Annotated in this window: 18 protein-coding genes; 10 read left to right on the top strand and 8 right to left on the bottom strand. The window is 70.7% G+C overall.

The genetic code is table 11. The annotated features are described in order from the left end of the window. Positions 1-199 precede the first annotated feature (199 nt). The 5 genes from AMK10_RS07300 to AMK10_RS07320 are packed head-to-tail and all read right to left on the bottom strand — an operon-like array spanning position 200 to position 5,677. On the bottom strand, positions 200-1,513 hold the full coding sequence (locus tag AMK10_RS07300) for a DUF58 domain-containing protein (protein WP_073746116.1): 1,314 nt from the start codon (positions 1,511-1,513) through the stop codon (positions 200-202). A gap of 10 nt (positions 1,514-1,523) precedes the next feature. Continuing rightward, positions 1,524-2,543, bottom strand: a complete 1,020-nt coding sequence (locus AMK10_RS07305; RefSeq protein WP_073746168.1) for an AAA family ATPase — start codon at positions 2,541-2,543, stop codon at positions 1,524-1,526. Then, entirely contained in the window at positions 2,540-3,772 is a 1,233-nt protein-coding gene (locus AMK10_RS07310) for a DUF4350 domain-containing protein (RefSeq protein WP_073746170.1), read from the bottom strand. Before AMK10_RS07310 ends, AMK10_RS07305 begins: the two co-directional genes overlap by 4 nt. After that, positions 3,769-4,461: a DUF4129 domain-containing protein gene (locus AMK10_RS07315; protein WP_073746172.1), complete on the bottom strand. Its 693-nt coding sequence runs from the start codon at positions 4,459-4,461 to the stop codon at positions 3,769-3,771. The genes AMK10_RS07310 and AMK10_RS07315 overlap by 4 nt, the downstream gene beginning before the upstream one ends. 4 nt (positions 4,462-4,465) lie before the next feature. After that, entirely contained in the window at positions 4,466-5,677 is a 1,212-nt protein-coding gene (locus AMK10_RS07320; protein ID WP_073746174.1) for a DUF7544 domain-containing protein, read from the bottom strand. 140 nt (positions 5,678-5,817) lie between these two features. On the opposite strand from AMK10_RS07320, the gene mtnA reads away from it, so the two are divergent. The 7 genes from mtnA (at position 5,818) to AMK10_RS07355 (ending at position 14,516) form a co-directional block, all read left to right on the top strand. Beyond that, positions 5,818-6,963, top strand: a complete 1,146-nt coding sequence (gene mtnA, locus AMK10_RS07325; RefSeq protein WP_079180642.1) for an S-methyl-5-thioribose-1-phosphate isomerase — start codon at positions 5,818-5,820, stop codon at positions 6,961-6,963. 4 nt (positions 6,964-6,967) lie between these two features. Then, on the top strand, positions 6,968-7,657 hold the full coding sequence (gene mtrA / locus AMK10_RS07330; RefSeq protein ID WP_187282414.1) for a two-component system response regulator MtrA: 690 nt from the start codon (positions 6,968-6,970) through the stop codon (positions 7,655-7,657). Between the two features lies 1 nt (position 7,658). Next, the gene (gene mtrB, locus AMK10_RS07335; RefSeq protein ID WP_073746176.1) at positions 7,659-9,707 is read left to right on the top strand and encodes an MtrAB system histidine kinase MtrB; all 2,049 of its coding nucleotides are present in this window, start codon (positions 7,659-7,661) and stop codon (positions 9,705-9,707) included. Then, a complete protein-coding gene (locus AMK10_RS07340; protein WP_241839496.1) occupies positions 9,697-11,562 on the top strand; it encodes an LpqB family beta-propeller domain-containing protein in 1,866 nt (621 codons plus the stop codon). Before mtrB ends, AMK10_RS07340 begins: the two co-directional genes overlap by 11 nt. Before the next feature lie 265 nt (positions 11,563-11,827). Beyond that, a complete protein-coding gene (locus AMK10_RS07345) occupies positions 11,828-12,547 on the top strand; it encodes a ComF family protein (RefSeq protein WP_073747972.1) in 720 nt (239 codons plus the stop codon). A gap of 329 nt (positions 12,548-12,876) precedes the next feature. Further along, positions 12,877-13,566, top strand: coding sequence for a ribosome hibernation-promoting factor, HPF/YfiA family (gene hpf, locus AMK10_RS07350; protein WP_073746180.1), 690 nt, complete (start codon positions 12,877-12,879; stop codon positions 13,564-13,566). A 197-nt stretch (positions 13,567-13,763) separates the two neighbouring features. Then, entirely contained in the window at positions 13,764-14,516 is a 753-nt protein-coding gene (locus AMK10_RS07355; RefSeq protein WP_073746182.1) for a response regulator, read from the top strand. Positions 14,517-14,540: 24 nt separating this feature from the next. On the opposite strand, the gene AMK10_RS07360 is transcribed toward AMK10_RS07355, so the two are convergent. Both AMK10_RS07360 and AMK10_RS07365 read right to left on the bottom strand, forming a co-directional pair. Beyond that, the gene (locus tag AMK10_RS07360) at positions 14,541-15,716 is read right to left on the bottom strand and encodes a winged helix-turn-helix domain-containing protein (RefSeq protein ID WP_073746184.1); all 1,176 of its coding nucleotides are present in this window, start codon (positions 15,714-15,716) and stop codon (positions 14,541-14,543) included. Between the two features lie 10 nt (positions 15,717-15,726). Beyond that, the gene (locus AMK10_RS07365) at positions 15,727-16,314 is read right to left on the bottom strand and encodes a GNAT family N-acetyltransferase (protein WP_073746186.1); all 588 of its coding nucleotides are present in this window, start codon (positions 16,312-16,314) and stop codon (positions 15,727-15,729) included. Positions 16,315-16,554: 240 nt separating this feature from the next. Here AMK10_RS07365 and secA point away from each other — a divergent pair, with 240 nt between their 5' ends. After that, positions 16,555-19,377, top strand: coding sequence for a preprotein translocase subunit SecA (secA, locus tag AMK10_RS07370; RefSeq protein WP_073746188.1), 2,823 nt, complete (start codon positions 16,555-16,557; stop codon positions 19,375-19,377). 472 nt (positions 19,378-19,849) lie between these two features. Here secA and AMK10_RS07375 read toward each other — a convergent pair whose 3' ends face one another. Further along, positions 19,850-20,266: an Rv3235 family protein gene (locus AMK10_RS07375; RefSeq protein ID WP_073746190.1), complete on the bottom strand. Its 417-nt coding sequence runs from the start codon at positions 20,264-20,266 to the stop codon at positions 19,850-19,852. Positions 20,267-20,546: 280 nt separating this feature from the next. On the opposite strand from AMK10_RS07375, the gene AMK10_RS07380 reads away from it, so the two are divergent. Together AMK10_RS07380 and AMK10_RS07385 are read left to right on the top strand one after the other, a co-directional pair. Then, positions 20,547-21,053: a DUF6912 family protein gene (locus tag AMK10_RS07380; RefSeq protein WP_073746192.1), complete on the top strand. Its 507-nt coding sequence runs from the start codon at positions 20,547-20,549 to the stop codon at positions 21,051-21,053. 145 nt (positions 21,054-21,198) lie between these two features. Beyond that, entirely contained in the window at positions 21,199-21,870 is a 672-nt protein-coding gene (locus AMK10_RS07385; protein ID WP_073746194.1) for an HAD family hydrolase, read from the top strand. The last annotated feature ends 384 nt before the right edge of the window (positions 21,871-22,254 follow it).

Genomic DNA, 22,254 nt, shown 5'->3' on the forward strand with positions numbered 1-22,254 from the left:
TCAGCGCCGATGGTACTGCAGGGGGGACCCTGTGGGAGAGTAGGACGCCGCCGAACAATTATTCCGGGAAAGCCCCGTGCCCTTGTGGCACGGGGCTTTTCTGCGTTTCCAGGGGTGTGCGCGGCGCCCCTGCCAGGGGCCCCGGTCGGGGCATGTTCTTCTCGGGCGGTCGTCGGAACGGCTGGTGCTGGGCGGGCGTCTACAGCCGGCCGGCGGCCTTCAGGGCGAGGTAGGCATCAGCCAGCGCGGGAGCCAGGTCATCCGGGCCGGCATCGACGACCGTGACGCCATGACGCCTGAGCTGGTCCGCGGTGCGGCGGCGCTGGGCCTGGGTCTGTTCGCCGGCTGCGGCCTCGTAGGTGGCTTCCACTGTTCCCCGTGCACCCGTCATCGCTTCGACCTGCGGGTCTGACACCGAGGCGACGAGGACCGTGTGTCGCTGAGTGAGCTGAGGGAGGACCGGGAGGAGGCCCTCCTCGATGGGAGCGGCGTCCAGGCTGGTCAGCAGGACGATGAGGGACCGCCGGGGGGCGCTTGCCAGTGCGGCAGTGCTGAGACCGCGGGCGTCCGTCTCCACGAGCTGTGGTTCCAGCGTGGCAAGGGCACCGACGACTGTTGAAAGGACATCCCCGCCTGCGGCCCTGCCCTGCACCTGGGCCCGGACACGCCGGTCGTAGGCGAGCAGGTTCACGCGGTCGCCCGCGCGCGTGGCAAGGGCGGTCAGGAGCAAGGTCGCGTCCATGGCGGCGTCGAGCCGCGGTACGTCGCCCACTCGGCCCGCCGATGTGCGGCCGGTGTCGAGAACGATGAGGATGTGCCGGTCCCGCTCGGGGCGCCAGGTGCGGACGGCGACCGCCGACTGGCGTGCGGTGGCCCGCCAGTCGATGGAACGAGTGTCATCGCCCGGTACGTAGGCGCGCAGGCTGTCGAACTCGGTGCCTTCTCCACGGGTGAGAACGCTGGTCCGGCCGTCGAGTTCGCGGAGCCTGGCGAGTCGCGAAGGCAGGTGCTTGCGGCTCGTGAAGGGAGGCAGGACCCGGACCGTCCAGGGCACACGGTGATATCCCTGGCGGGCCGCGAGCCCCAGAGGTCCGAAGGACCGGACGGTGACGCGGTCGGCCTGGCGGTCTCCACGCCGTGACGGACGGAGAAAAGTGGTGAGCCGACGGCGCTCGCCGGCAGGCACGGCGAACTGGTGCCGGGACGAGGTCTGCTCGGTCTCTGACGACCAACTGCTCGGGGGCCAGGCATCACGGAGATGCGCGCGGAGGCGCCGCCGGGAAGGATTGGTCACTGTAAGTTGCACTGTCGCCGCGTCGCCGAGTCGAACGGATGTATCACCGCTTCGAGTGAACTGCAGCGTACGCACTGGCGCTGCCAGTGCGTAGTCGCACAGAATTGCCAGTGAGAGCGGGGCATTGACCGCGAGCATGCCCGTCCAGCTCGGGGCCAGGATGCCTACAGGGAGTGACCCTAGAGCTGCCAGGAGCGCAGTTCTTCCGGTGAGGGCCATGGTCACCGCCTCACCGGGGGACGGGGACGTGAGCGAGGACAGCGGTGATGACGGAGTCTGCGGTGACTCCCTCCATCTCGGCTTCCGGCCTCAGCTGGATGCGATGACGGAGCGTGGGCAGGGCGAGGGCTTTCACATCATCCGGGATGACGTAGTCCCGGCCGGTGAGCCAGGCCCAGGCGCGTGCGGTGGAGAGCAGTGCGGTGGCTCCTCGGGGGGAGGCGCCGAGGGTGAGTGAGGGGGAATCACGCGTGGCACGGCAGATATCCACCACATAGGCGGCGATCTCGGGAGAGACCGAGGTCTTGGCAACGGCGGCGCGTGCCGCTTCCAGGTCGGCCGAGCCGGCCACGGGCTTTATGCCCGCTGCTTCGAGATCGCGCGGGTTGAACCCGTCCGCGTGGCGGGTGAGGACATTGATCTCGTCCTCGCGCGTGGGCAGGGGCACGGTCAGCTTGAGCAGGAAGCGGTCCAGTTGGGCCTCGGGCAGGGGATAGGTGCCCTCATATTCGACCGGGTTCTGGGTTGCTGCGACGAGGAAGGGGTCGGGCAGCGGACGGGGGGAGCCGTCGATGGTGACCTGACGTTCCTCCATGGCCTCCAGGAGGGAGGACTGTGTCTTCGGCGGGGTTCGGTTGATCTCGTCCGCGAGAAGGAGATTGGTGAACACCGGGCCGGGCTGGAAGGAGAACTCTGCCGTGCGGGCGTCGTAGACGAGCGAGCCCGTGACGTCGCTGGGCATGAGGTCGGGAGTGAACTGGACGCGCTTGGTATCGAGTTCGAGGGAGGCGGCCAGCGCGCGGACAAGTAGCGTCTTCGCGACTCCGGGGACGCCTTCGAGAAGGACATGGCCCCGGCAGAGGAGAGCGACGACCAGTCCTGTGACCGCCGAGTCCTGGCCGACCACGGCCTTCGCGATCTCGGAACGCAGAGCTTCCAGGGATGCGCGGGCACGGTCGTCGTCGACCGGGGCCGCGAGGGTCCCTGTGGTGACTGCGGGCCCGGGGTGCTCCGGGGTCGGGGCGCTCATGAAGTGCGTACCTCTCTTTCGAGGGCGTCGAGTTGATCGGTCAGAAGGACTAGCGCGGCGTCGTCGGCCGGAGCCTGGCCGAAGAGAAGGGCACCGAGATCGCCGTCCGGCGTGCGGAGACGCGCGGCGACGGCGGGCAGGAGGACCTCGGGGGAATCGGCGTCACGGGGGGAGACACCGACGAGGGGTGAGATGCGGGCGCGGGTGGCGGAGCGCAGCGTCGCGGCTGCGCGGTCGCGGGCGTCGGCCCTGCGGTAGAGGCGGGCTCGTCCCTCGGTGGATTCGGAGGCCCGGATGGCCACCGGCAGGCGCTCGGTGACAAGGGGGCCGAGACGGCGTGCGCGCCAGATGGCTGCGAGGGCGGCGGCGAGGGCGAGTTGGAGGGTGCCCCAGAGCCAGCCGGAAGGGATGAGACCGATGAAGCCGCTCTCTCCGGAAGCTTCTTCGTCACCGCTGTCGTTTCCGCTGCCGCTGCCAGTGCCGCCTTCGGCGGCCGAGGGATCGTCGAGAGAGGGGAGGTACCAGACGAGATGTGGGCGGGATCCGAGGAGCTGCAGGGCCAGCGACGCGTTGCCCTGCTGGTCGAGACGGTCGTTGTAAAGGATGTCGGGGGAGCCGAGCAACACGGTGTCGCCGGCTTCCTGTTCAGGCATGACGAGGAGGGTGGCGAGTCCGCTGTCCGGGTAGCAGGCGGTGACCCGGCGTGCGTCCGTCGTGTAGCGGATGCCGCCCATGTCGGCGGTGCCCGCGGCGCGGGCGGCGGGGAGGTCGCAGCGCGGTGGGCGTGCGGTCACGGGGCCGGACGCATCACTGTGTGCGCCGGGGGCGAGCCGTGGGACGGATGCCCCGCCCGGAGCGATGAGGACGGTGCGGCCGAGAGAGTCGGCGGTCGTTGTGCGGAGGCGTTGCTGCTGGTGAGGAGTGAGCACGTTGGGGCCGGCCACGAGCAGGGTGGTGTCGGGGCCCGCAGCACCGGCAGCCTCGTCGAGGGTCGTGGCGACGTCGACGGACACGCCGCGCGCTTTGAGGAGTTCGGCCACGGCGCGGCTGCCGTGGGGGTCCGGGGAGCGGGGGTCGAGCCGGCCGTGCTGTCCGCCGGAGCGGAGCGCCGCGAGCGCCAGCCCCGCGATGACGAGGATGAGCACGGCGAGCAGCAGTCCCCGGGTGCGTTGCCAGATCTGGTGCGGGGTGCGGGACGTCGACGTGGCCGGGACAGCGGTGGTGGTCATCCGGCGGCCCCCTGTGCTGTTCCGGTGGTCATCAGAGGCCTGGTGGCTTCGAGATCCTGGTCGAGTGTGCACAGGCTCAGATACGCGTTCTCGTCGGCGGTCCGGCCGCCGTACGTGACGTCGTCGAAGACCCGGGCGGCAGCTCGCAGCCTGTCGGCGTGTGCGGGGAGCAGCCGGCCCGCTTCGGCTGCTGCCTCGTCGGCGGTCCGGCCGGGCCGCGGGTCGAGGACGGCTCGGTCCTCCAGCGAGCGTACGAGGGCGCGCATCCGCTCCTGGACGGCTTCGGTCCAGCGGTGGGCCTCGGCGTGCGCGGCGGCGGCGTCCCGGTGCCCGGCCGCGCTGAGGGCCGTGCCACCGAACAGGGTTTCCGCCGGGCGGACGGTGCGCTGCGGTGTGCCGAGCCTCCACCAGAGGGCGGCGCCGAGGCTGATGACCGCCAGGATGATGACGACGAGGCCGAGCGGGCCGCCGGGGGCGGCTCCGGCGGCGCCGTTCATGAGGTCGCCGACCCAGTCCCAGAAGCGTTCGAGGCCGCGTTCGAGGAGGTTCGGATCGTGCTCGTGGTACATCGGGTCGGACAGTTCGTCCTCCGCCGCTTCACGAGCGGGGACGCGCGGGACGTCCACGGGTATGTCCTCGCCCGCCCCGATGAGCCGTGCCGCCAAGGTGGTGCCCCCCGCCCCCGTCACCGCATCAGCTCGTGGGGGTGTCGTAGCCGGGTACCCCGGCAGCCCGGGCGAGGTCGAGGTCGAGCGCCTCGCGACGGATGCGCTGGTCGACGTAGAGCAGGGCCATCACTCCCGCGGTGAAGGGGTAGGCGAGCGTCGAGATGATCACCTCGCCGATGCCGGTGACGATGAGGAAGGGCCAGCCGAAGTCGGTCGAGCTGCTGTTGAGGAATTCGGTCAGTCCGTCGCTGTCCACGGTCATGGCGATGATGCCGAACGGGATGGTGATGATCAAGGTCAGGACGATGACCAGCACGTAGGTGAGCGCGAGGATGCCGAAGGTCCTCCACCAGCTGCCCCTGACCAGCTTCGCGGACCGGCGCAGCGAGGTGATGACCGGCTGTCGTTCCAGCATCAGGGCGGGTGCCGCGAGCGTGAAGCGGACCATCAGCCAGATGACCACGACGAAGGCGGCGATGAAGCCGAGGAGGGTCAGCGCGAGGCCGGCGGGGCCGCTGCCCAGCAGGAGCCCGGGGAGAATGCCCACGGCCATGATTCCGACGCTCATCAGGCTGATCAGGAGTGTCAGCCCGAGCAGCGGAAGGATCCGGGGGCGGGCCTCGGACCAGGCTTCGGAGAGGGTCACGCCGCGGCCGAGCACGGAGCGGCTGATCACCACGGTGAGGACCGAGGTGGTGATGAGCGTGGCGATCATCGCGACGAGTGTGCTGGGGGCGCTGGTGATCAGCTGCGACTGCGCCGAGTCGGTGGCCTGGCGGAGGGCCTCGGCACCGACGGCGTTCGGGTCGACCGACTCGGGCTGGGGCAGCAGATAGCGCTGCACCAGGATGATCACGATCTCGGCGACCACGGAGACGGTGAGGCTGATTCCGAGGACCGTGCGCCAGTGGGTGCGCATGGTGGACACCGCGCCGTCGAGGATCTCACCGACGCCCAGTGGGCGGAGCGGGATCACGCCGGGCTTCGCTGCCAGGGGTGCGCCGCCCCATCCGGGGCCTTGCTGCGGTGCGCCTCCCCAGCCCGGCGCGGGCGGCGGCGCGCCCGGGCCCTTGCCGGGGGCGCTCGGGGGGGACCACTGCCCTGGTGGGGGCTGTGCAGGAGACCACTGACCGGCGGGGCCGCTTCCGTCAACGGGCGAGGAGGGGCGGGGGATGCCCGTCTCCTGGCCGTCGGAGGGGGCGGATCCGGGCGAAGCCCAGCCCGGAGAGTCGTTCATCGTCGCTCCTTCACAGTCCTGCCCGCTCATCGGGGCGGCAGGTTGCCAGCCATCGTGCCACGCGCCGGTCCGGTGCGGGCCAGGCCCCGTATCTCCTTCTTGCCTTCGTGCGAGGGCGGTTCAGCGGGCAGACTGGGCGGATGGCTGATCAGGAAGCGCAAACAACGGTGGGCATCGAGCCCCCGGCTCTCTCCGTGCTCCGCTGGGACGAGCCTCCGGAAGGCCCTGTGGTGGTGCTTCTCGACCAGACGCGGCTGCCCTCGGAGGAGGTGGAGCTCGTGTGCGCCGATGTGCCCGCACTGGTGCGGGCGATCCGGACGCTGGCAGTCCGGGGTGCGCCGCTGCTGGGCATCGCCGGGGGGTACGGGGTGGCGCTGGCCGCCGCCCGGGGCGAGGACCCGGCCGTGGCCGCGAGGCTGCTGGAGGAGGCGCGGCCCACCGCGGTGAACCTCGGGTACGGGGCGCGGCGGGTCGAGCGGGTGCACCGGTCCGCCGTCGGGAGCGGGGCCGCTCCTGAGGCGGCTGCCGCCGCGGCGCTGGCCGAGGCACGCGCTCTGCACCGGGAGGACGCGGCGGCCAGCGGGCGGATGGCGCAGTACGGTCTTGCACTGCTGGCGGAGCTCCTGCCGGGGTCCGGGCACCGGCTGCTCACCCACTGCAACACCGGCGCGCTCGTGTCGGGCGGTGCGGGCACGGCCTTCGCGGTGGCTCTGCAGGCGCACAGGGAGGGCAGGCTGCGGCAGCTGTGGGTGGACGAGACGCGCCCTCTGCTCCAGGGCGCCCGGCTGACGGCGTACGAGGCGGCGAGGAACGGGATGCCGTACAGCTTGCTCACGGACAGCGCGGCGGGTTCGCTGTTTGCTGCAGGGGAGGTGGATGCCGTACTCATCGGGGCGGACCGCATCGCCGCGGACGGCTCGGTGGCCAACAAGGTGGGGAGCTATCCGTTGGCGGTGCTCGCCAAGTACCACCATGTGCCGTTCATCGTCGTGGCCCCGACGACCACGGTCGATCCCGAAACGGTGGACGGTACATCGATCGTGATCGAGCAGCGCTCCGCGGCCGAGGTGACGGAGGTCACAGCGGCACTCGGTGCGGCAGCCGGTGGCGAAGGGGGCGGGACGGCCGTCGCACCCCCGGGAGCCAAGGCGTACAACCCCGCATTCGACATCACGCCGCCCGAACTGGTCACGGCGATCGTCACGGAGGAGGGCGTCATTTCCCCGGTCACGGGGGTCGGACTGGCAGGGCTGTGTGCCAGGTCATCGCAGGTAACGATTAGCTAATGGGATGATGTCGTTTATGAAGGGACGCGTCCTTGTCGTCGACGACGACACCGCACTGGCCGAGATGCTCGGCATCGTGCTGCGGGGAGAAGGTTTCGAGCCGTCGTTCGTAGCGGACGGCGACAAGGCATTGGCCGCATTTCGCGAGGCCAAGCCGGACCTGGTGCTGCTGGACCTCATGCTGCCCGGAAGGGACGGCATCGAGGTCTGCCGGCTGATCAGGGCCGAGTCGGGTGTGCCGATCGTCATGCTCACTGCCAAGAGCGACACGGTGGATGTGGTGGTGGGCCTGGAATCCGGGGCCGACGACTACATCGTCAAGCCGTTCAAACCGAAGGAGTTGGTTGCCCGGATCAGGGCACGTCTGCGGAGGTCCGAGGAGCCCGCGCCGGAGCAGCTGACGATCGGTGACCTGGTCATCGATGTCGCCGGCCACTCGGTGAAGCGGGAGGGGCAGTCCATCGCCCTCACCCCGCTGGAGTTCGACCTGCTGGTCGCCCTCGCCCGCAAGCCGTGGCAGGTCTTCACCCGTGAGGTGCTGCTCGAGCAGGTGTGGGGCTATCGCCACGCCGCCGACACCCGTCTGGTGAACGTGCACGTCCAGCGACTCCGCTCGAAGGTCGAGAAGGACCCCGAGCGGCCGGAGATCGTCGTGACCGTCCGCGGTGTCGGCTACAAGGCCGGACCGAGCTGACATGACCCTGGGCAGCGCTGCTCCGCCTCCCGGGGGTCCCGGGGCCCGTACGGAGCGGGCTGCCGGGCCGGTGCGGAGCACTCCCCGTTTCGGCCGGGTCCTGCGGGGCGGCCGGTTGTTCCGCGACCGGACGCCCGGCGGCCCCGTGCCCCGGCTGCTGATGCGCTGGATCCGCGGGCCGCTCCTGCCCGCCGTCCGGCTCTGGCGGCGAAATCTGCAGCTCCGCGTCGTCGCGGGCACGCTGCTGATGTCGATCGCCGTGGTGCTGCTCCTGGGCTTCGTCGTGATCGGGCAGGTCCGCAACGGCCTGCTCGAAGCGAAGGGCAAGGCCGCACAGACCCAGGCGGCCGGAGGCTTCGCCGCCGCCCAGACGAACGCGAACGCGCCCCTGGTTCCGGGAGACCAGAGCCAGGAGGGCGCGGACGGCATGACGGCCAACACCTCCTGGCGTACGGAGCTCGTCGACCAGCTCGCCAGCGGTGGCACGAACGCGTTCAACGTGGTGGCGCTCAGCGTGGACTCCGCCGACAGCGGTGTCACCAGCCGCGCTCCCCGGGGTTCCGGCAGCGTGGAGGCGTCCAGCGTCCCGCAGAGGCTGCGGGACGACGTGGGCAAGGGCCAGGGGGCGTACCAGACGTACTCGCTGATCCGGTACTCGTACGGGAAGGACCCGGAGCCCGGCCTCGTCGTGGGCAAGAGGCTCTACGACGTCGACCACAATCCGTACGAGCTGTACTACCTCTTCCCGCTCACGCAGGAGGAGAAGTCGCTGACGCTGGTCACCACGACGCTGGCCACGGCCGGGCTGTTCGTGGTCGTGCTGCTCGGGGCCATCGCCTGGTTCGTGGTGCGGCAGGTTGTCACACCCGTACGGATGGCGGCGGGGATCGCCGAGCGGCTCTCGGCGGGCCGGCTCCAGGAGCGGATGAAGGTCACCGGCGAGGACGACATCGCGCGCCTCGGTGAGGCCTTCAACAAGATGGCGCAGAATCTCCAGCTGAAGATCCAGCAGTTGGAGGAGCTCTCCCGCATGCAGCGGCGCTTCGTCTCCGACGTCAGCCATGAGCTGAGGACCCCACTGACGACGGTGCGGATGGCCGCCGACGTCATCCACGAGGCGCGCGTCGACTTCGACCCGGTGACCGCCCGTTCGGCGGAGCTGCTGGGGGACCAGCTCGACCGTTTCGAGTCGCTCCTGTCCGACCTGCTGGAGATCAGCAGGTTCGACGCCGGAGCCGCGGCCCTCGAAGCCGAACCGATAGATCTGCGCACGGTCGTCCGGCGGGTGATCGGCGGAGCCGAGCCGCTGGCGGAGCGCAAGGGAACCCGGATCAGGGTGGTCGGTGACGAGCAGCCCGTCGTCGCGGAAGCCGATGCGCGCCGTGTCGAGCGTGTCCTGCGCAACCTCGTCGTCAACGCCGTCGAGCACGGCGAGGGCCGGGACGTCGTCGTGCGGATGGGCGTCGCCCAGGGCGCCGTGGCCGTGGCGGTCCGGGACTACGGTGTCGGGCTCAAGCCCGGCGAGGCGACCCGGGTCTTCAACCGCTTCTGGCGTGCGGACCCGGCACGCGCCCGCACGACGGGCGGTACCGGCCTCGGGCTGTCGATCGCCGTCGAGGACGCCCGGCTGCACGGAGGGTGGCTCCAGGCATGGGGCGAGCCCGGTGGCGGTTCGCAGTTCCGGCTGACGCTGCCGCGTACGGCGGACGAGCCCCTGCGCGGGTCGCCGATACCGCTGGAGCCCGAGGACTCCCGGCGTAACCGGGAGGAGCGCGAGCGTGCGGAGGCGGTGCCGGCCGCGGCCGATCACCGGCTGATGTCCGTGCCGAGCCAGGCCGGTTCCGCGGCCCGGTCGCAGCTGCCCGCGCCGGCGCACGGCGCGGTGGCGTCGCGTACGCAGGCGTCGGTCGATCCTGCCGCGCTGCCAGGCAACGGGGCGCGTGTGGTGTCGCGTCCGGCCGGGGAACGGCCGGGAGCGGGCGGCGCCCCGGAGACGCAGTACCCAGAGACGCAGGACCCGGAGCGGGGGGACACGGCACGTGGACACTGACCGTCGTCGGGGCGGCCACGGCCGGGCGGTGCGGCTGTCCGCGCTGCTCGGCTGCGGAGTCGTGGTGCTCGCCGGATGCGGAGCGATGCCGGTCACCGGTGATGTGAAGGCGGTCGACGCCTCGCAGCCGGGCGATTCCCAGGTGCAGGTCTACGCCGTGCCGCCCAGGGAGGGTGCGGCGCCCATCGAGGTCGTCGACGGCTTCCTGGAGTCGATGACGAGCGACGACCCCGATTTCCGTACGACGCGGAAGTATCTGACCGTGGAAGCGGCCCGTACCTGGCAGCCGAGCGAGGGCATCACGGTGCTGGCGAAGGCCCCCAACCGCAACGGGCCGACCATCCACGACAAGGCGCGCAGGACCACCGAGACCACGTACACGCTGAACGGCGACCAGGTGGCGTCGGTCGACGCGCAGAGTTCGTACCGGCCGCTGGCCCCGTCGGAGTACGCCCAGACGTTGCATCTGGTCCGGGAGAAGGGGACGGACGGCAAGCAGGAGTGGCGCATCGACATCGTGCCGGACGGCCTGGTGCTCGGGCAGTCCGACTTCAAGCGCCTCTACCGTTCCGTGAACAAGTACTACTTCGCGGCGGGGCGTACGGACGAGAGGCCGGCGCTCGTCGCCGACCCCGTCTACGTGCGCAACCGTACGGACCCCGTGACGCGGATGGACACGGCCACACAGACGGTGCGGACGCTGCTCGCGGGGCCGTCGAACTGGTTGCGTCCGGTGGTCGACTCGCGCTTTCCCGCCGGTACGGCGCTGAAGAGCGGTGTCACCTCGCTGGCCCCCGACGACCAGAACGTCCTGAAGGTGCCGCTCAACAAGAAGGCCGACAAGGTCGGGCAGGGCGCCTGCCGGATGATGGCCGCCCAGGTGCTCTTCACCCTGAGGGACCTGACGTCCGCCAGGGTGGGACAGGTCGAGCTGCAGGGTGCGCGCGGTCCGCTGTGCTCCCTCGGGGCCGACGAGGCCGAGGACTTCTCCTCCAACCACGGGTCCGACGCTCCCGACAGCCAGTACTTCGTCGACGACAAGGGCCATGTGCAGCGCATCCCGGGCAGCAGCAAGGGCGCCGGTGACCCGGAGCCGGTGACCGGCCCGCTCGGCGACGGGGCGGTGGCCATGAGCGCCGTCGGTGTGGCCAGGGACGAACAGCTGGCCGCCGGGGTCTCCGAGAACCAGCAGAACCTCTACGTCTCCTCCGTCGTCGTCGAGAGCGAGCCGGCGGCCCCGGTGGTGACGAGCAAGGCAAAGGACCCCGAGGACCGGCTGTCGGCGCCGAGCTGGGACGGCAACGGCGATCTGTGGGTCGCCGACCGCGATCCGGCGGATCCCCGCCTGCTGCGCCTGGCCGACGGCGCGGGCGAACCGCAGGAGGTCGCGGTGCCCGGCCTGAACGGCGGGCGGATCGAGGCGCTGAGGATGTCGGCCGACGGCGTCCGGATCGCCCTGAGGGTGTCGAAGGGCGGGCACACGACGCTGCACATCGGCCGGGTCGAGCGCCACGGTTCGGGGAAGTCGGAGCAGGTCTCCGTGGAGGACCTGCGGCGGGCGGCACCCCAGCTGGCGGACGTGTCGGCGGTTTCCTGGTCCGGTCGCAGCCGTCTCGTGGTGGTCGGCAAGGAGGAGGGCGGTGTGCAGCAGGTGCGTTATGTGCAGGCCGACGGCTCCACCTCTTCCTCGGGGGTCCTGCCCGGTGTGAACCAGGTGACCGCGGTCGCGGCGGCGGACGACGAGCAGCTGCCGCTCATGGCGGACACGGAGAGCGACGGAATCGTGAAGCTGTCGCCGGGCGACAACTGGCAGACGGTCCTCAAGGAAGGCTCCTCGCTGGTCTACCCGGGCTGAGGCGGGCAGCGCGGCGGCCGGGCGCACGGGCGGTCGGGTGGTAGCCGTCAGACGGCTGTCACCAGGCGGCTGTCACCGCCCGGCGGTCACCGGGCGGCGACCGCCGGGCGATGGCCACGTGACGACGGCACCGGGCCGTCGTCCTCGGCTGTCCTGGAGCTCTCGCAGGGCGCCTCAGCGGCCCTGCCGTGCTGCCGATTCCGGTTGTCCACAGCGGTTTTCCACAGGGGTGGCAGGGCCTACGGGGCCCGGGCACAGTGGGATGGTGCGGGGATGGCGGCGGGAGATCGTGGGCCTGGTCCTGCCCGTGGCCTGCGGTGGCTGCGGCAGGCCACGGGCGCTGCTGTGCGAGGAGTGCGCGGAGGACCTGGCGAAAGCACCGCGCAGGGTGAGACCGGCGCCCGAGCCGACGGGTCTCCCCGTGGTCCACGCGGCGGCGCCGTACGAGAACGCGGTACGCGCCGTGCTGCTGGCCCACAAGGAGCGAGGGGTGCTCAGCCTTGCCGGGGCGCTCGGGAGGGCGCTGGCGGCCGCTGTACGGGCCGGAGCGGGGCAAGCGGACGGTGTGGGTCCTCTGCTGCTGGTGCCCGTGCCTTCGGCGAAACGCGCCACGGCCGCGCGGGGGCACGATCCCGCCCGCAGGATCGCGGTCGTGGCGACGGCAGAGCTGAGGCGCGCGGGGACCGGGGCACGGGTGCTCCCGGTCCTGCGGCAGCGGCGTGCGGTGGCCGACCAGTCGGGGCTGGGCGCGCGAGAGCGGCAGGCGAATCTGGCGGGCGCGCTGGTGGTGGCGGAAGGCGGCCGGAGACTGCTCGGCGGCGGTCGGGTGGTTCTGGTGGACGACCTGTTGACGACGGGTTCCTCGCTGGCCGAGGCGGCACGCGCGGTCCGCGCCGCGGGGCCGGCCGCGGATGGGACCGCGGCAGGGCTTCGAGCTGCGGTGGTAGCGGCTTCTCCGTCCGCTTTCGAAATAAACCGGAACTGACAGATTACTTCCATCGTTGCAGGTGGTGAGTAGGTAATGGGCCCTGATCGGAGGTACGCGTGAGTAGCGGGTGCCGACACGGTGGTGGGCAGGCTATGTTCGGTGGTGAGGCACGGTGAATGCCGCACCTCGACGAATGCACCACCAGGTTTCGGGCAGGTAACTCACCGGTACGCCAGAAGCATGGAAATCGGTGGGGTGGATTCCCTGCCGATGGGGGAGGAGGAGGTGAACGTCACCGAGTCCGAGACTCCGGCGATCACCGGAGTCTGGTGCAAAAGGGAGATGCTCCGCCGCCGAAGCGGAGCGATCCGGGAACGGAGTTCTGCGTGGACATCGTCGTCAAGGGCCGCAAGACCGAGGTGCCCGAGCGGTTCCGCAAGCACGTGGCCGAGAAGCTGAAGCTGGACAAGATCCAGAAGTTCGACGGCAAGGTGATCAGCCTCGACGTCGAGGTGTCCAAGGAGCCGAATCCCCGTCAGGCCGACCGTGCGGCAAGGGTGGAGATCACGCTCCGCTCGCGTGGGCCGGTCATCCGGGCGGAAGCGGCGGCAGGCGACCCGTACGCAGCGTTGGACCTGGCCACCGACAAGCTGGACGCACAGCTGCGCAAGGAGCACGGCAAGCGTTACAGCCGACGCGGCAACGGCCGGATCTCCGCGTCCGAGGTGCCGGAGGTCGTACCCGGCGCCGCCTCGTTCAACGGGGACGGTGAGCTGATCCCCGAGGAGCCGGCGTCGTCCGTGCCCACCACCAGGATGGGTTCGCTCGAGGTCCAGGGCGAAGGCCCGCTCGTGGTGCGCGAGAAGACGCACGTCGCAGCACCGATGACGCTCGACCAGGCGCTCTACGAGATGGAGCTGGTCGGACACGACTTCTACCTGTTCGTCGACTCCGAGACCAAGGAGCCCAGTGTCGTCTACCGGCGGCATGCCTATGACTACGGTGTCATCCACCTGAGGACCGACCCGCTCGCCTCCGACGGGGCGGGCGGCGCGGGCGGTGCGCTCGGCGGCTGACACGCCACCATTCACAGCTGGTACACGGTGCCCCTGGAAGCGTCTGCGCTCCCCCAGGGGCACCGCGCGCGACCACGCGGGGGACCGCTTCGGCGGCCGGGCATGAAAGCATGGTGTCCCAGGCCAATCGGTGCTCTGTGCACTGGCGTTGGCGGACAGCTTGTGACCTCGGGCAGTGGCCTTCAGGGGGAGGAACGATGGCGGACACCTTCGGGCCCGTACGCGGGGCGAAAGATGCCGACAGCGCTGCCGGTGCGGAAGCCGTGGCGGACGACGGGAGTTCCCGCAAGGAACCCATCAGGGTGCTGGTCGTCGACGACCACGCGCTCTTCCGCAGGGGGCTGGAGATCGTCCTCGCGCAGGAGGAGGACATCCAGGTCGTCGGGGAGGCCGGGGACGGAGCTGAGGCGGTCGACAAGGCCGCGGACCTGCTGCCCGACATCGTGCTGATGGATGTGCGGATGCCCAAGCGCGGCGGGATCGAGGCATGCACCTCCATCAAGGAGGTGGCGCCCAGCGCCAAGATCATCATGCTGACGATCAGCGACGAGGAGGCCGACCTCTACGAGGCGATCAAGGCGGGTGCCACCGGTTATCTCCTCAAGGAGATCTCCACCGACGAGGTCGCCACGGCCATTCGCGCCGTGGCCGACGGGCAGTCCCAGATCAGCCCGTCGATGGCGTCCAAACTGCTCACCGAGTTCAAGTCGATGATCCAGCGCACCGACGAGCGCAGGCTCGTTCCCGCGCCGCGTCTGACCGAGCGTGAGCTGGAAGTGCTCAAACTCGTGGCCACGGGCATGAACAACCGTGATATCGCCAAGGAATTGTTCATCTCCGAGAACACCGTGAAGAACCACGTCCGCAATATCCTGGAGAAGCTCCAGCTCCACTCCCGCATGGAAGCGGTGGTCTATGCCATGCGGGAGAAGATCCTCGAGATCAGATAGCGCGGTCGCCCGTGGGCCGAAAGGTCAGGCGAGGGCACGCTTGATCTCTGCCTGGAGGGGCTCGCGGAGTTCCGGTGCGTCGACGCGCTCCAGCCGCACATCCGTGCAGCCGACCCAGGATGCCGCTTCGACGAGCGCCTCGGCCATCGGCGCCACGGACTTCACGCCGTCCAGCGACACCTGGCGGGCGACGAGTGTCGTCCCCTCCCTGGCCGGGTCGACCCGGCCGCGCAGTCGTCCGCCTGCCAGCAGGGGCATCGCGAAGTAGCCGTGGATCCGCTTGGGCCGGGGGACGTACGCCTCCAGGCGGTGGCTGAAGCCGAAGATCCGCTCCGTGCGCGCCCGCTCCCAGATGAGGGAGTCGAAGGGCGACAGCAGTGTCGTGCGGTGCCGGCCCCGGGGCTCGGTGGCCAGCGCCTCCGGGTGCGCCCAGGCGGGCTTCGCCCAGCCCCGGACCGACACCGGGACGAGCCCGGAGTCCGCCACGACGGCGTCGAACTGTTCGCCCTTGAGCCGGTGGTAGTCGGCGATGTCCGTGCGGGTCCCGACGCCCAGGGAACGCCCGGCCAGGGCCACCAGGCGCCGCGCGCACTCGGCGTCGTCCAGGTCGTCGTGGAGCAGGGTGTCCGGGATGGCCCGCTCGGCCAGGTCGTAGACCCGCTTCCAGCCGCGCCGCTCGGTGCACACCACCTCGCCGTACATCAGGGCGCGTTCGACAGCGACCTTGGACGCGGACCAGTCCCACCACTCCCCGCCGTTCTTCGCGCCGCCGAGCTCGGTTGCCGTCAGCGGGCCCTCGGCACGCAGCTGCTCGATCACCGTCTCGTACGCCCCGTCGGGCAGGTCGTGGTGCCAGTGCGGCCGGGAGCGGTAGGAGCGGCGGCGGAACGCGAAGTGCGGCCACTCCTCGACCGGCAGGATGCACGCGGCGTGCGACCAGTACTCGAACGAGCGGCCGCCCGACCAGTACGCCTCCTCGACCGTGCGGCGGCCGAGCGCGCCGAGGCGGGCGTACGGCACGAGCTCGTGGGACCGGGCGAGGACCGAGATCGTGTCGAGCTGGACGGCCCCGAGGTGGCGCAGCACCCCCCGGACCCCGCCCCTGCGGTCGGGGGCGCCCAGGAGGCCCTGGGCGCGCAGGGCGATCCGGCGTGCCTGGTCGGCGGAGAGTTCCAGAACGGGCTGCGGCACAGACGTCATGCGTCGAACCCTAGAGCGCGCCACTGACATCGCGGGCCGGCAGATGGGGAAGCGTTCCGGGCAGTCCCAGATCGGCCGGGAGCAGTGAGCCGGTCCAGGTGTCGCGGCGTACGCCCTTGTTGAGCAGGGCCGCCCGTTGCGCGCCCTCCATGTGGAAGCCCGCACGCAGGGCGACCGCCCGTGACGGGGTGTTGCCGATCTCCGCCCGCCACTCCAGCCGGTCCGCGCCCAGGGCGGTGAAGGCCCAGCGTGCCGCGCCGATCACCGCTTCCGTCGTGAAGCCGGAGCCCCGGTGCTCCCTGGCCGTCCAGAAGCCCACCTCGTACGTTCCCGGGTCGCGGCGGGTGAGACCGAGCGCCCCGACGAGAGGCCCGCCGTCGCGCGACAGCACCGCGAAGTTGTACATCGAGTCGTCCTGCCAGCCCGCGGGCGACAGCTGTCGCGTCCAGAGCTCCGCGTCGGCACGGGTGTACGGGGAGGGGACAACCGTCCAGCGCTGGATCGCCGGATCCTGGCACTCCGTGAGCACCGCTTCCGCGTCGCCGGGCTCGAAGGGCCGAAGGAGCAGACGCTCGGTGGTGACGGTGGTGGGTTCCATGAAGGGATTCTGGTGAGGGAGGGGGCGGGATGCGAGCTCTTTTCGGGCTGCCCGGCACCTTCCGTCCCCTCTGTCCGTTGTCCTGGGAGGGTGCGGCGGGGACAACGCGGCAGCAGCCCTCCCGGCGTGGTGGGGTCCTCGCTTACGATGGCCGTTGCGGTGGGGCCTACCTGCCGTGCCCGCGCCAGAGTCCATCACACGACCCAGTGCCAGGCCCGACCGGCAAGGAGACCAGCCTCAGTGTCCGTCTTCAACAAGCTCATGCGTGCAGGCGAAGGCAAGATCCTGCGCAAACTGCACCGCATCGCGGACCAGGTCAGCTCCATCGAAGAGGACTTCGTCAACCTCTCCGACGCCGAGCTGCGGGCGCTCACCGACGAGTACAAGGAACGGTACGCGGACGGCGAGAGCCTGGACGACCTGCTTCCCGAGGCGTTCGCGACGGTCCGTGAGGCCGCCAAGCGCGTCCTGGGGCAGCGCCACTACGACGTCCAGATCATGGGCGGTGCGGCGCTGCACCTCGGGTACGTCGCCGAGATGAAGACCGGTGAGGGCAAGACCCTCGTCGGTACGCTGCCCGCCTACCTCAACGCGCTCTCCGGTGAGGGCGTCCACCTGATCACGGTGAACGACTACCTCGCCTCGCGTGACTCCGAGATGATGGGCCGGGTACACAAGTTCCTCGGCCTCGAGGTCGGCTGCATCATCGCGAACATGACTCCGGCCCAGCGCCGTGAGCAGTACGCCTGCGACATCACCTACGGCACGAACAACGAGTTCGGCTTCGACTACCTCCGCGACAACATGGCGTGGTCCAAGGACGAGCTCGTCCAGCGCGGCCACAACTTCGCCATCGTCGACGAGGTCGACTCGATCCTCGTGGACGAGGCCCGTACGCCGCTGATCATCTCCGGCCCCGCCGACCAGGCCACCAAGTGGTACGGCGACTTCGCCAAGCTGGTCACCCGGCTCACGAGGGGTGAGGCGGGCAACCCGCTCAAGGGCATCGAGGAGACCGGCGACTACGAGGTCGACGAGAAGAAGCGGACCGTGGCCATCCACGAGCCCGGCGTCTCCAAGGTCGAGGACTGGCTCGGGATCGACAACCTCTACGAGTCGGTGAACACCCCGCTCGTCGGTTACCTCAACAACGCGATCAAGGCCAAGGAACTCTTCAAGAAGGACAAGGACTACGTCGTCATCGACGGCGAAGTCATGATCGTCGACGAGCACACCGGCCGTATCCTCGCCGGCCGCCGTTACAACGAGGGCATGCACCAGGCCATCGAGGCGAAGGAAGGGGTGGACATCAAGGACGAGAACCAGACGCTCGCCACGATCACCCTCCAGAACTTCTTCCGCCTGTACGGCAAGCTCTCCGGCATGACTGGTACGGCCATGACCGAGGCCGCCGAGTTCCACCAGATCTACAAGCTGGGTGTGGTGCCGATCCCGACGAACCGGCCGATGCAGCGCGCCGACCAGTCGGACCTGATCTACCGGACCGAGGTCGCGAAGTTCGCCGCGGTCGTCGACGACATCGCGGAGAAGCACGAGAAGGGGCAGCCGATCCTGGTCGGCACCACCTCGGTCGAGAAGTCCGAGTACCTCTCGCAGCAGCTCTCCAAGCGCGGTGTCCAGCACGAGGTCCTCAACGCCAAGCAGCACGACCGTGAGGCGACGATCGTCGCCCAGGCCGGCCGCAAGGGCGCGGTCACGGTCGCCACGAACATGGCCGGCCGAGGCACCGACATCAAGCTCGGCGGCAACCCGGACGACCTCGCCGAGGCGGAGCTGCGCCAGCGCGGTCTCGACCCGGTGGACCACGTCGAGCAGTGGGCCGCCGCGCTGCCCGCAGCGCTGGAGAAGGCCGAGCAGGCCGTGAAGGCCGAGTTCGAAGAGGTCAAGGAGCTCGGCGGCCTGTACGTGCTGGGCACCGAGCGGCACGAGTCGCGGCGTATCGACAACCAGCTGCGCGGTCGTTCCGGCCGTCAGGGCGACCCGGGCGAGTCCCGTTTCTACCTCTCGCTGGGCGACGACCTGATGCGGCTGTTCAAGGCGCAGATGGTCGAGCGTGTGATGTCGATGGCCAACGTGCCCGACGACGTCCCGATCGAGAACAAGATGGTGACCCGGGCGATCGCCTCCGCGCAGTCGCAGGTGGAGCAGCAGAACTTCGAGACGCGTAAGAACGTCCTGAAGTACGACGAGGTGCTCAACCGGCAGCGTGAGGTCATCTACGGCGAGCGCCGGCGCGTCCTGGAGGGTGAGGACCTCCAGGACCAGATCCGTCACTTCATGGACGACACGATCGACGACTACATCCGCCAGGAGACGGCGGAGGGCTTCGCCGAGGAGTGGGACCTGGACCGGCTGTGGGGCGCCTTCAAGCAGCTCTACCCGGTGAAGGTCACCGTCGAGGAGCTCGAGGAGGCCGCGGGCGACCTGGCCGGGGTGACCGCCGACTTCATCGCCGAGTCGGTGAAGGACGACATCCACGAGCAGTACGCGGAGCGTGAGAAGACGCTCGGCTCGGACATCATGCGTGAGCTGGAGCGGCGCGTGGTGCTGTCCGTCCTGGACCGCAAGTGGCGCGAGCACCTCTACGAGATGGACTACCTCCAGGAGGGCATCGGCCTGCGGGCCATGGCGCAGAAGGACCCGCTGGTCGAGTACCAGCGCGAGGGCTTCGACATGTTCAACGCCATGATGGAGGGCATCAAGGAGGAGTCCGTCGGCTATCTGTTCAACCTGGAGGTCCAGGTCGAGCAGCAGGTCGAGGAGGTCCCGGTGCAGGACGCGGCGGAACGCACCTCGCTGGAGAAGCAGGGTGCTCCGGTGGCGGCCGCGGCCGGGCGTCCGGAGATCCGGGCCAAGGGCCTGGACGCGCCGCAGCGTCCGGACCGGCTGCACTTCTCCGCTCCCACGGTGGACGGCGAGGGCGGGGTCGTCGAGGGCGACTTCTCCAACGGCGACGCCGCCCGGTCCGAGAGCGACGGGCTGACGCGTGCGGAGCGCCGTAAGGCGCAGAAGAGCTCGGGCGGACGCCGCCGCAAGAAGTAGCGCGCGGCTCGTCCGATGACGACGGCCCGGCCCGGACACCACGTGGTGTCCGGGCCGGGCCGTTTCCGTGGGCTTTCCCGGGCTTCTCCCGGCTCGGTGCGGGGGTAGGGGCACATCGGGGCGGAAGGGGCGTCCGCGGCCCGCTGGGGCCGTTCTGTGGCGTCGGCGGGGTCGTGTCCTGGGTCCCGGGGCGGGCTGGAGTTGTATCCGGTCCTGGGGTTCGGCCCCGGTCCTGGGATCCGACCGTGGTCCTGGGGTTCGGCCCCGGTCCTGGGGCGGCTCGGTCCGCCGTCCGGCTGCCGGGGTGGGCCGGGCGGACCGGCAGACGAGGACTCGGGCGGACCTCGGCCGCGGGGTGGCCGAGTCTCCGCCGTCCGCCGCCGGGTCCGCCCGTGGGCCGTCGGGGTGGGCCGGGGCCGCCCGTGAGCCGGGGCCGCGGCCTCGCACGTCCCGCCTCCGGCGGCCCGGTCCGCTATCTGACCGCCGGGAGGCGCTCGCCGCCCAGGTCGATGGCGGCGCAGCGCCAGCGGAGGTCGCGGCCCTGTTCCAGCCGGAAGGCCATGGCGCGGACCTGCTCGCCCGTGGCGATGCTGGCGAAGGCCTCGACCACGCCGTCGGCCGGCTGGCTGCCGTAGCAGGTGCGGACGACCGGGCGCCTGCAACCCACCCCCAGCGGGGCGTTCGGAGCGAGCTCGGCGAGCTGGTCGTACGCCTCGCCGATGGTGTGGCCGAGCATCCAGTGCACCGGCCGCTGGCCGCTCAGGACGGCGAGCAGGCGTTCCGCGAACCACTGGTGCGGGCGCAGGGGCCGCCGAGGCCGTTGCACCGGCACGGTGCCCGGCCTGCTGCGGTCGTGTCGTCCGGCCGGCCTGGTCCTGTCCTTGATCATGCGCGTAGCCCCCGTGGCTGCTGTCCGGCGCCCGTGCGAGTACCGGGCGGTAACTTCTGCTGGGGATCTTCTACGGGGCTCGTCGGCGGCCCCGCAAGCGCCGTGGCGGCGCGGCGGGGCGCCCGGCGGGATCACCTATCCAGGTGATGGGCCCGGCGCCGCAAGGGATCGGCGGGGGTGACGGCCGTCGCGCGGTGGACGGCGGGGGGTGGATCGGCAACCCCGAAGGGGGACGCCGCACGTATCCTGAGGGCGTCATCGACTACGAAAGCGGTCAGCCATGCGTGTGTACGTCCCCCTGACACTCTCCGGTCTCGCCGCGGTGCACGGGGCGGGCGAGGTCGGTCCGGGGCCGCTGACCGCCTACGCCGTGACTCCCGGACTGCGTGAGTGGTACGTATCCGACGACATCGAGGAGCTGGAGTACGCGGCGCTCAACCGGGCCGCGGCTGCCTCGCTGCGGCTGATCGCGGGCAAGCCGGACGAGACGCGGCGCCGGGTCGTCGTGGCCCTCGACGTGCCGGACGGGGCCGCGGTCGCCGATCCGGACCACGTCCTGGACGCGTCGTCGCTCGGCGAGGTGCGGATCGCGGACGCCGTGGCGCTGTCCAGGGCCGCCGCCGTGCACGTGGACGCGGACGACGCCGAGAAGGACGTCGCCGCCGCGGCCGAGGCCCTGGGCGCCGCCGATCTCGGGGACGACGACGCCCGGTTCACCGTGGACGGCGCGGAGGACCACGAGCTGCTGTGGTTCGGTATCCAGGAGATCCCCGGTCTCATCGCCTGAAGCATCCGGAGCTCGCAGCATCCGGAGCCGAAGTACCCGGGGCCCGAAGCACCCGGGGCCTGGAGCGCTCGAGGCACCCAGCCCCCGAAGCACCCGGACCGTCTGTCGAACCCGGCTGTCGGACCCGGCGGGTATTTTTCCGTCCATGGCGACATCCGGGAAGCACCGCACCCACCTGGTCTGGGACTGGAACGGCACTCTGCTCGACGACATCGAAGCGGTCCTCGGGGCGACGAACGCCGCGTTCGCCGAGGTCGATCTCGCTCCGCTCACGCTGGAGCAGTACCGCGAGACGTACTGCGTGCCGATACCCAAGTTCTACGAGCGGCTCATGGGCAGGCTGCCCACCCCCGCCGAGTGGGAGCGGATGGACGGTCTCTTCCACCGCCACTACACCGAGCAGCGGGCCGCCTGCGGGCTGACCGCCGGTGTCGAGGAGCTGCTCGCCGGGTGGCGGCGGACGGGCGGCAGCCAGTCGCTGCTGAGCATGTACGGCCATGAGCACCTGGTGCCCGTGGTGCGGGCGTACGGCATCGAGCGTCACTTCGTGCGCGTCGACGGCCGTACGGGTCCCTCGGGCGGCAGCAAGGCGCAGCACATGGAGCGGCACTTCGAGGTGCTCGGCGGCATCGCTCCCGAGCGCGCCGTCGTCATCGGTGACGCGGTCGACGACGCCGTCGCGGCGGCGCACGTCGGGGCGCGTGCCGTGCTCTACACCGGCGGTTCCCACAGCCGCGGCAGCCTGGAGGCGGCGGGTGTGCCCGTGGTGGACACCCTGGCCGAGGCCGTCGCGCTGGCCGGACTGATGGCGGACTGAGCGGACCTCCGGGACGCCGGTCGCGACATCGGGGCGGACCGGACCGCAGCCGGGTGCGCGATGCCGGTCGCGACGCCGGGGCCGACCGAACCGTAGCCGGGTGCGCGACGCCGGAACGGGCCCATCCGTCGAGCGCCGAGTCCGTTTTCACCCCCGGTATGTGTCCGTTACGTGTCGCGAAGGTCCTCTGCGATGTCCAGAGTGTCAAAGTTCGGGTCCTTCTTTTGTACATATGCGGCTCATGACGTTTGTGGGTGAGAGAGGGATAGCCTGGGGCCGTGATCAGCGCGATACGCCTCGGGGGCAGCGAAGCCCCCGGCCTGCGCCCGGAGTGCCACAGCACCCGGGCCATCCGTGATCTCCGTGTCCCGGGCGGTCTGCCGA

The sequence above is a fragment of the Streptomyces sp. CB02058 genome (assembly GCF_001905505.1).
Classification (GTDB): Bacteria; Actinomycetota; Actinomycetes; order Streptomycetales; family Streptomycetaceae; genus Streptomyces.

Coding starts and splice junctions, on each gene's coding strand:
- AMK10_RS07320 (WP_073746174.1), bottom strand. CDS start 5,677: ATGAACGACTCTCCGGGCTGGGCTTCGCCCGGATCCGCCCCCTCCGAC.
- mtrB (WP_073746176.1), top strand. CDS start 7,659: ATGACCCTGGGCAGCGCTGCTCCGCCTCCCGGGGGTCCCGGGGCCCGT.
- AMK10_RS07360 (WP_073746184.1), bottom strand. CDS start 15,716: ATGACGTCTGTGCCGCAGCCCGTTCTGGAACTCTCCGCCGACCAGGCA.
- AMK10_RS07300 (WP_073746116.1), bottom strand. CDS start 1,513: ATGGCCCTCACCGGAAGAACTGCGCTCCTGGCAGCTCTAGGGTCACTC.
- AMK10_RS07355 (WP_073746182.1), top strand. CDS start 13,764: ATGGCGGACACCTTCGGGCCCGTACGCGGGGCGAAAGATGCCGACAGC.
- AMK10_RS07385 (WP_073746194.1), top strand. CDS start 21,199: ATGGCGACATCCGGGAAGCACCGCACCCACCTGGTCTGGGACTGGAAC.
- AMK10_RS07365 (WP_073746186.1), bottom strand. CDS start 16,314: ATGGAACCCACCACCGTCACCACCGAGCGTCTGCTCCTTCGGCCCTTC.
- AMK10_RS07310 (WP_073746170.1), bottom strand. CDS start 3,772: ATGACCACCACCGCTGTCCCGGCCACGTCGACGTCCCGCACCCCGCAC.
- mtrA (WP_187282414.1), top strand. CDS start 6,968: ATGATGTCGTTTATGAAGGGACGCGTCCTTGTCGTCGACGACGACACC.
- AMK10_RS07375 (WP_073746190.1), bottom strand. CDS start 20,266: ATGATCAAGGACAGGACCAGGCCGGCCGGACGACACGACCGCAGCAGG.
- AMK10_RS07305 (WP_073746168.1), bottom strand. CDS start 2,543: ATGAGCGCCCCGACCCCGGAGCACCCCGGGCCCGCAGTCACCACAGGG.
- mtnA (WP_079180642.1), top strand. CDS start 5,818: ATGGCTGATCAGGAAGCGCAAACAACGGTGGGCATCGAGCCCCCGGCT.
- AMK10_RS07380 (WP_073746192.1), top strand. CDS start 20,547: ATGCGTGTGTACGTCCCCCTGACACTCTCCGGTCTCGCCGCGGTGCAC.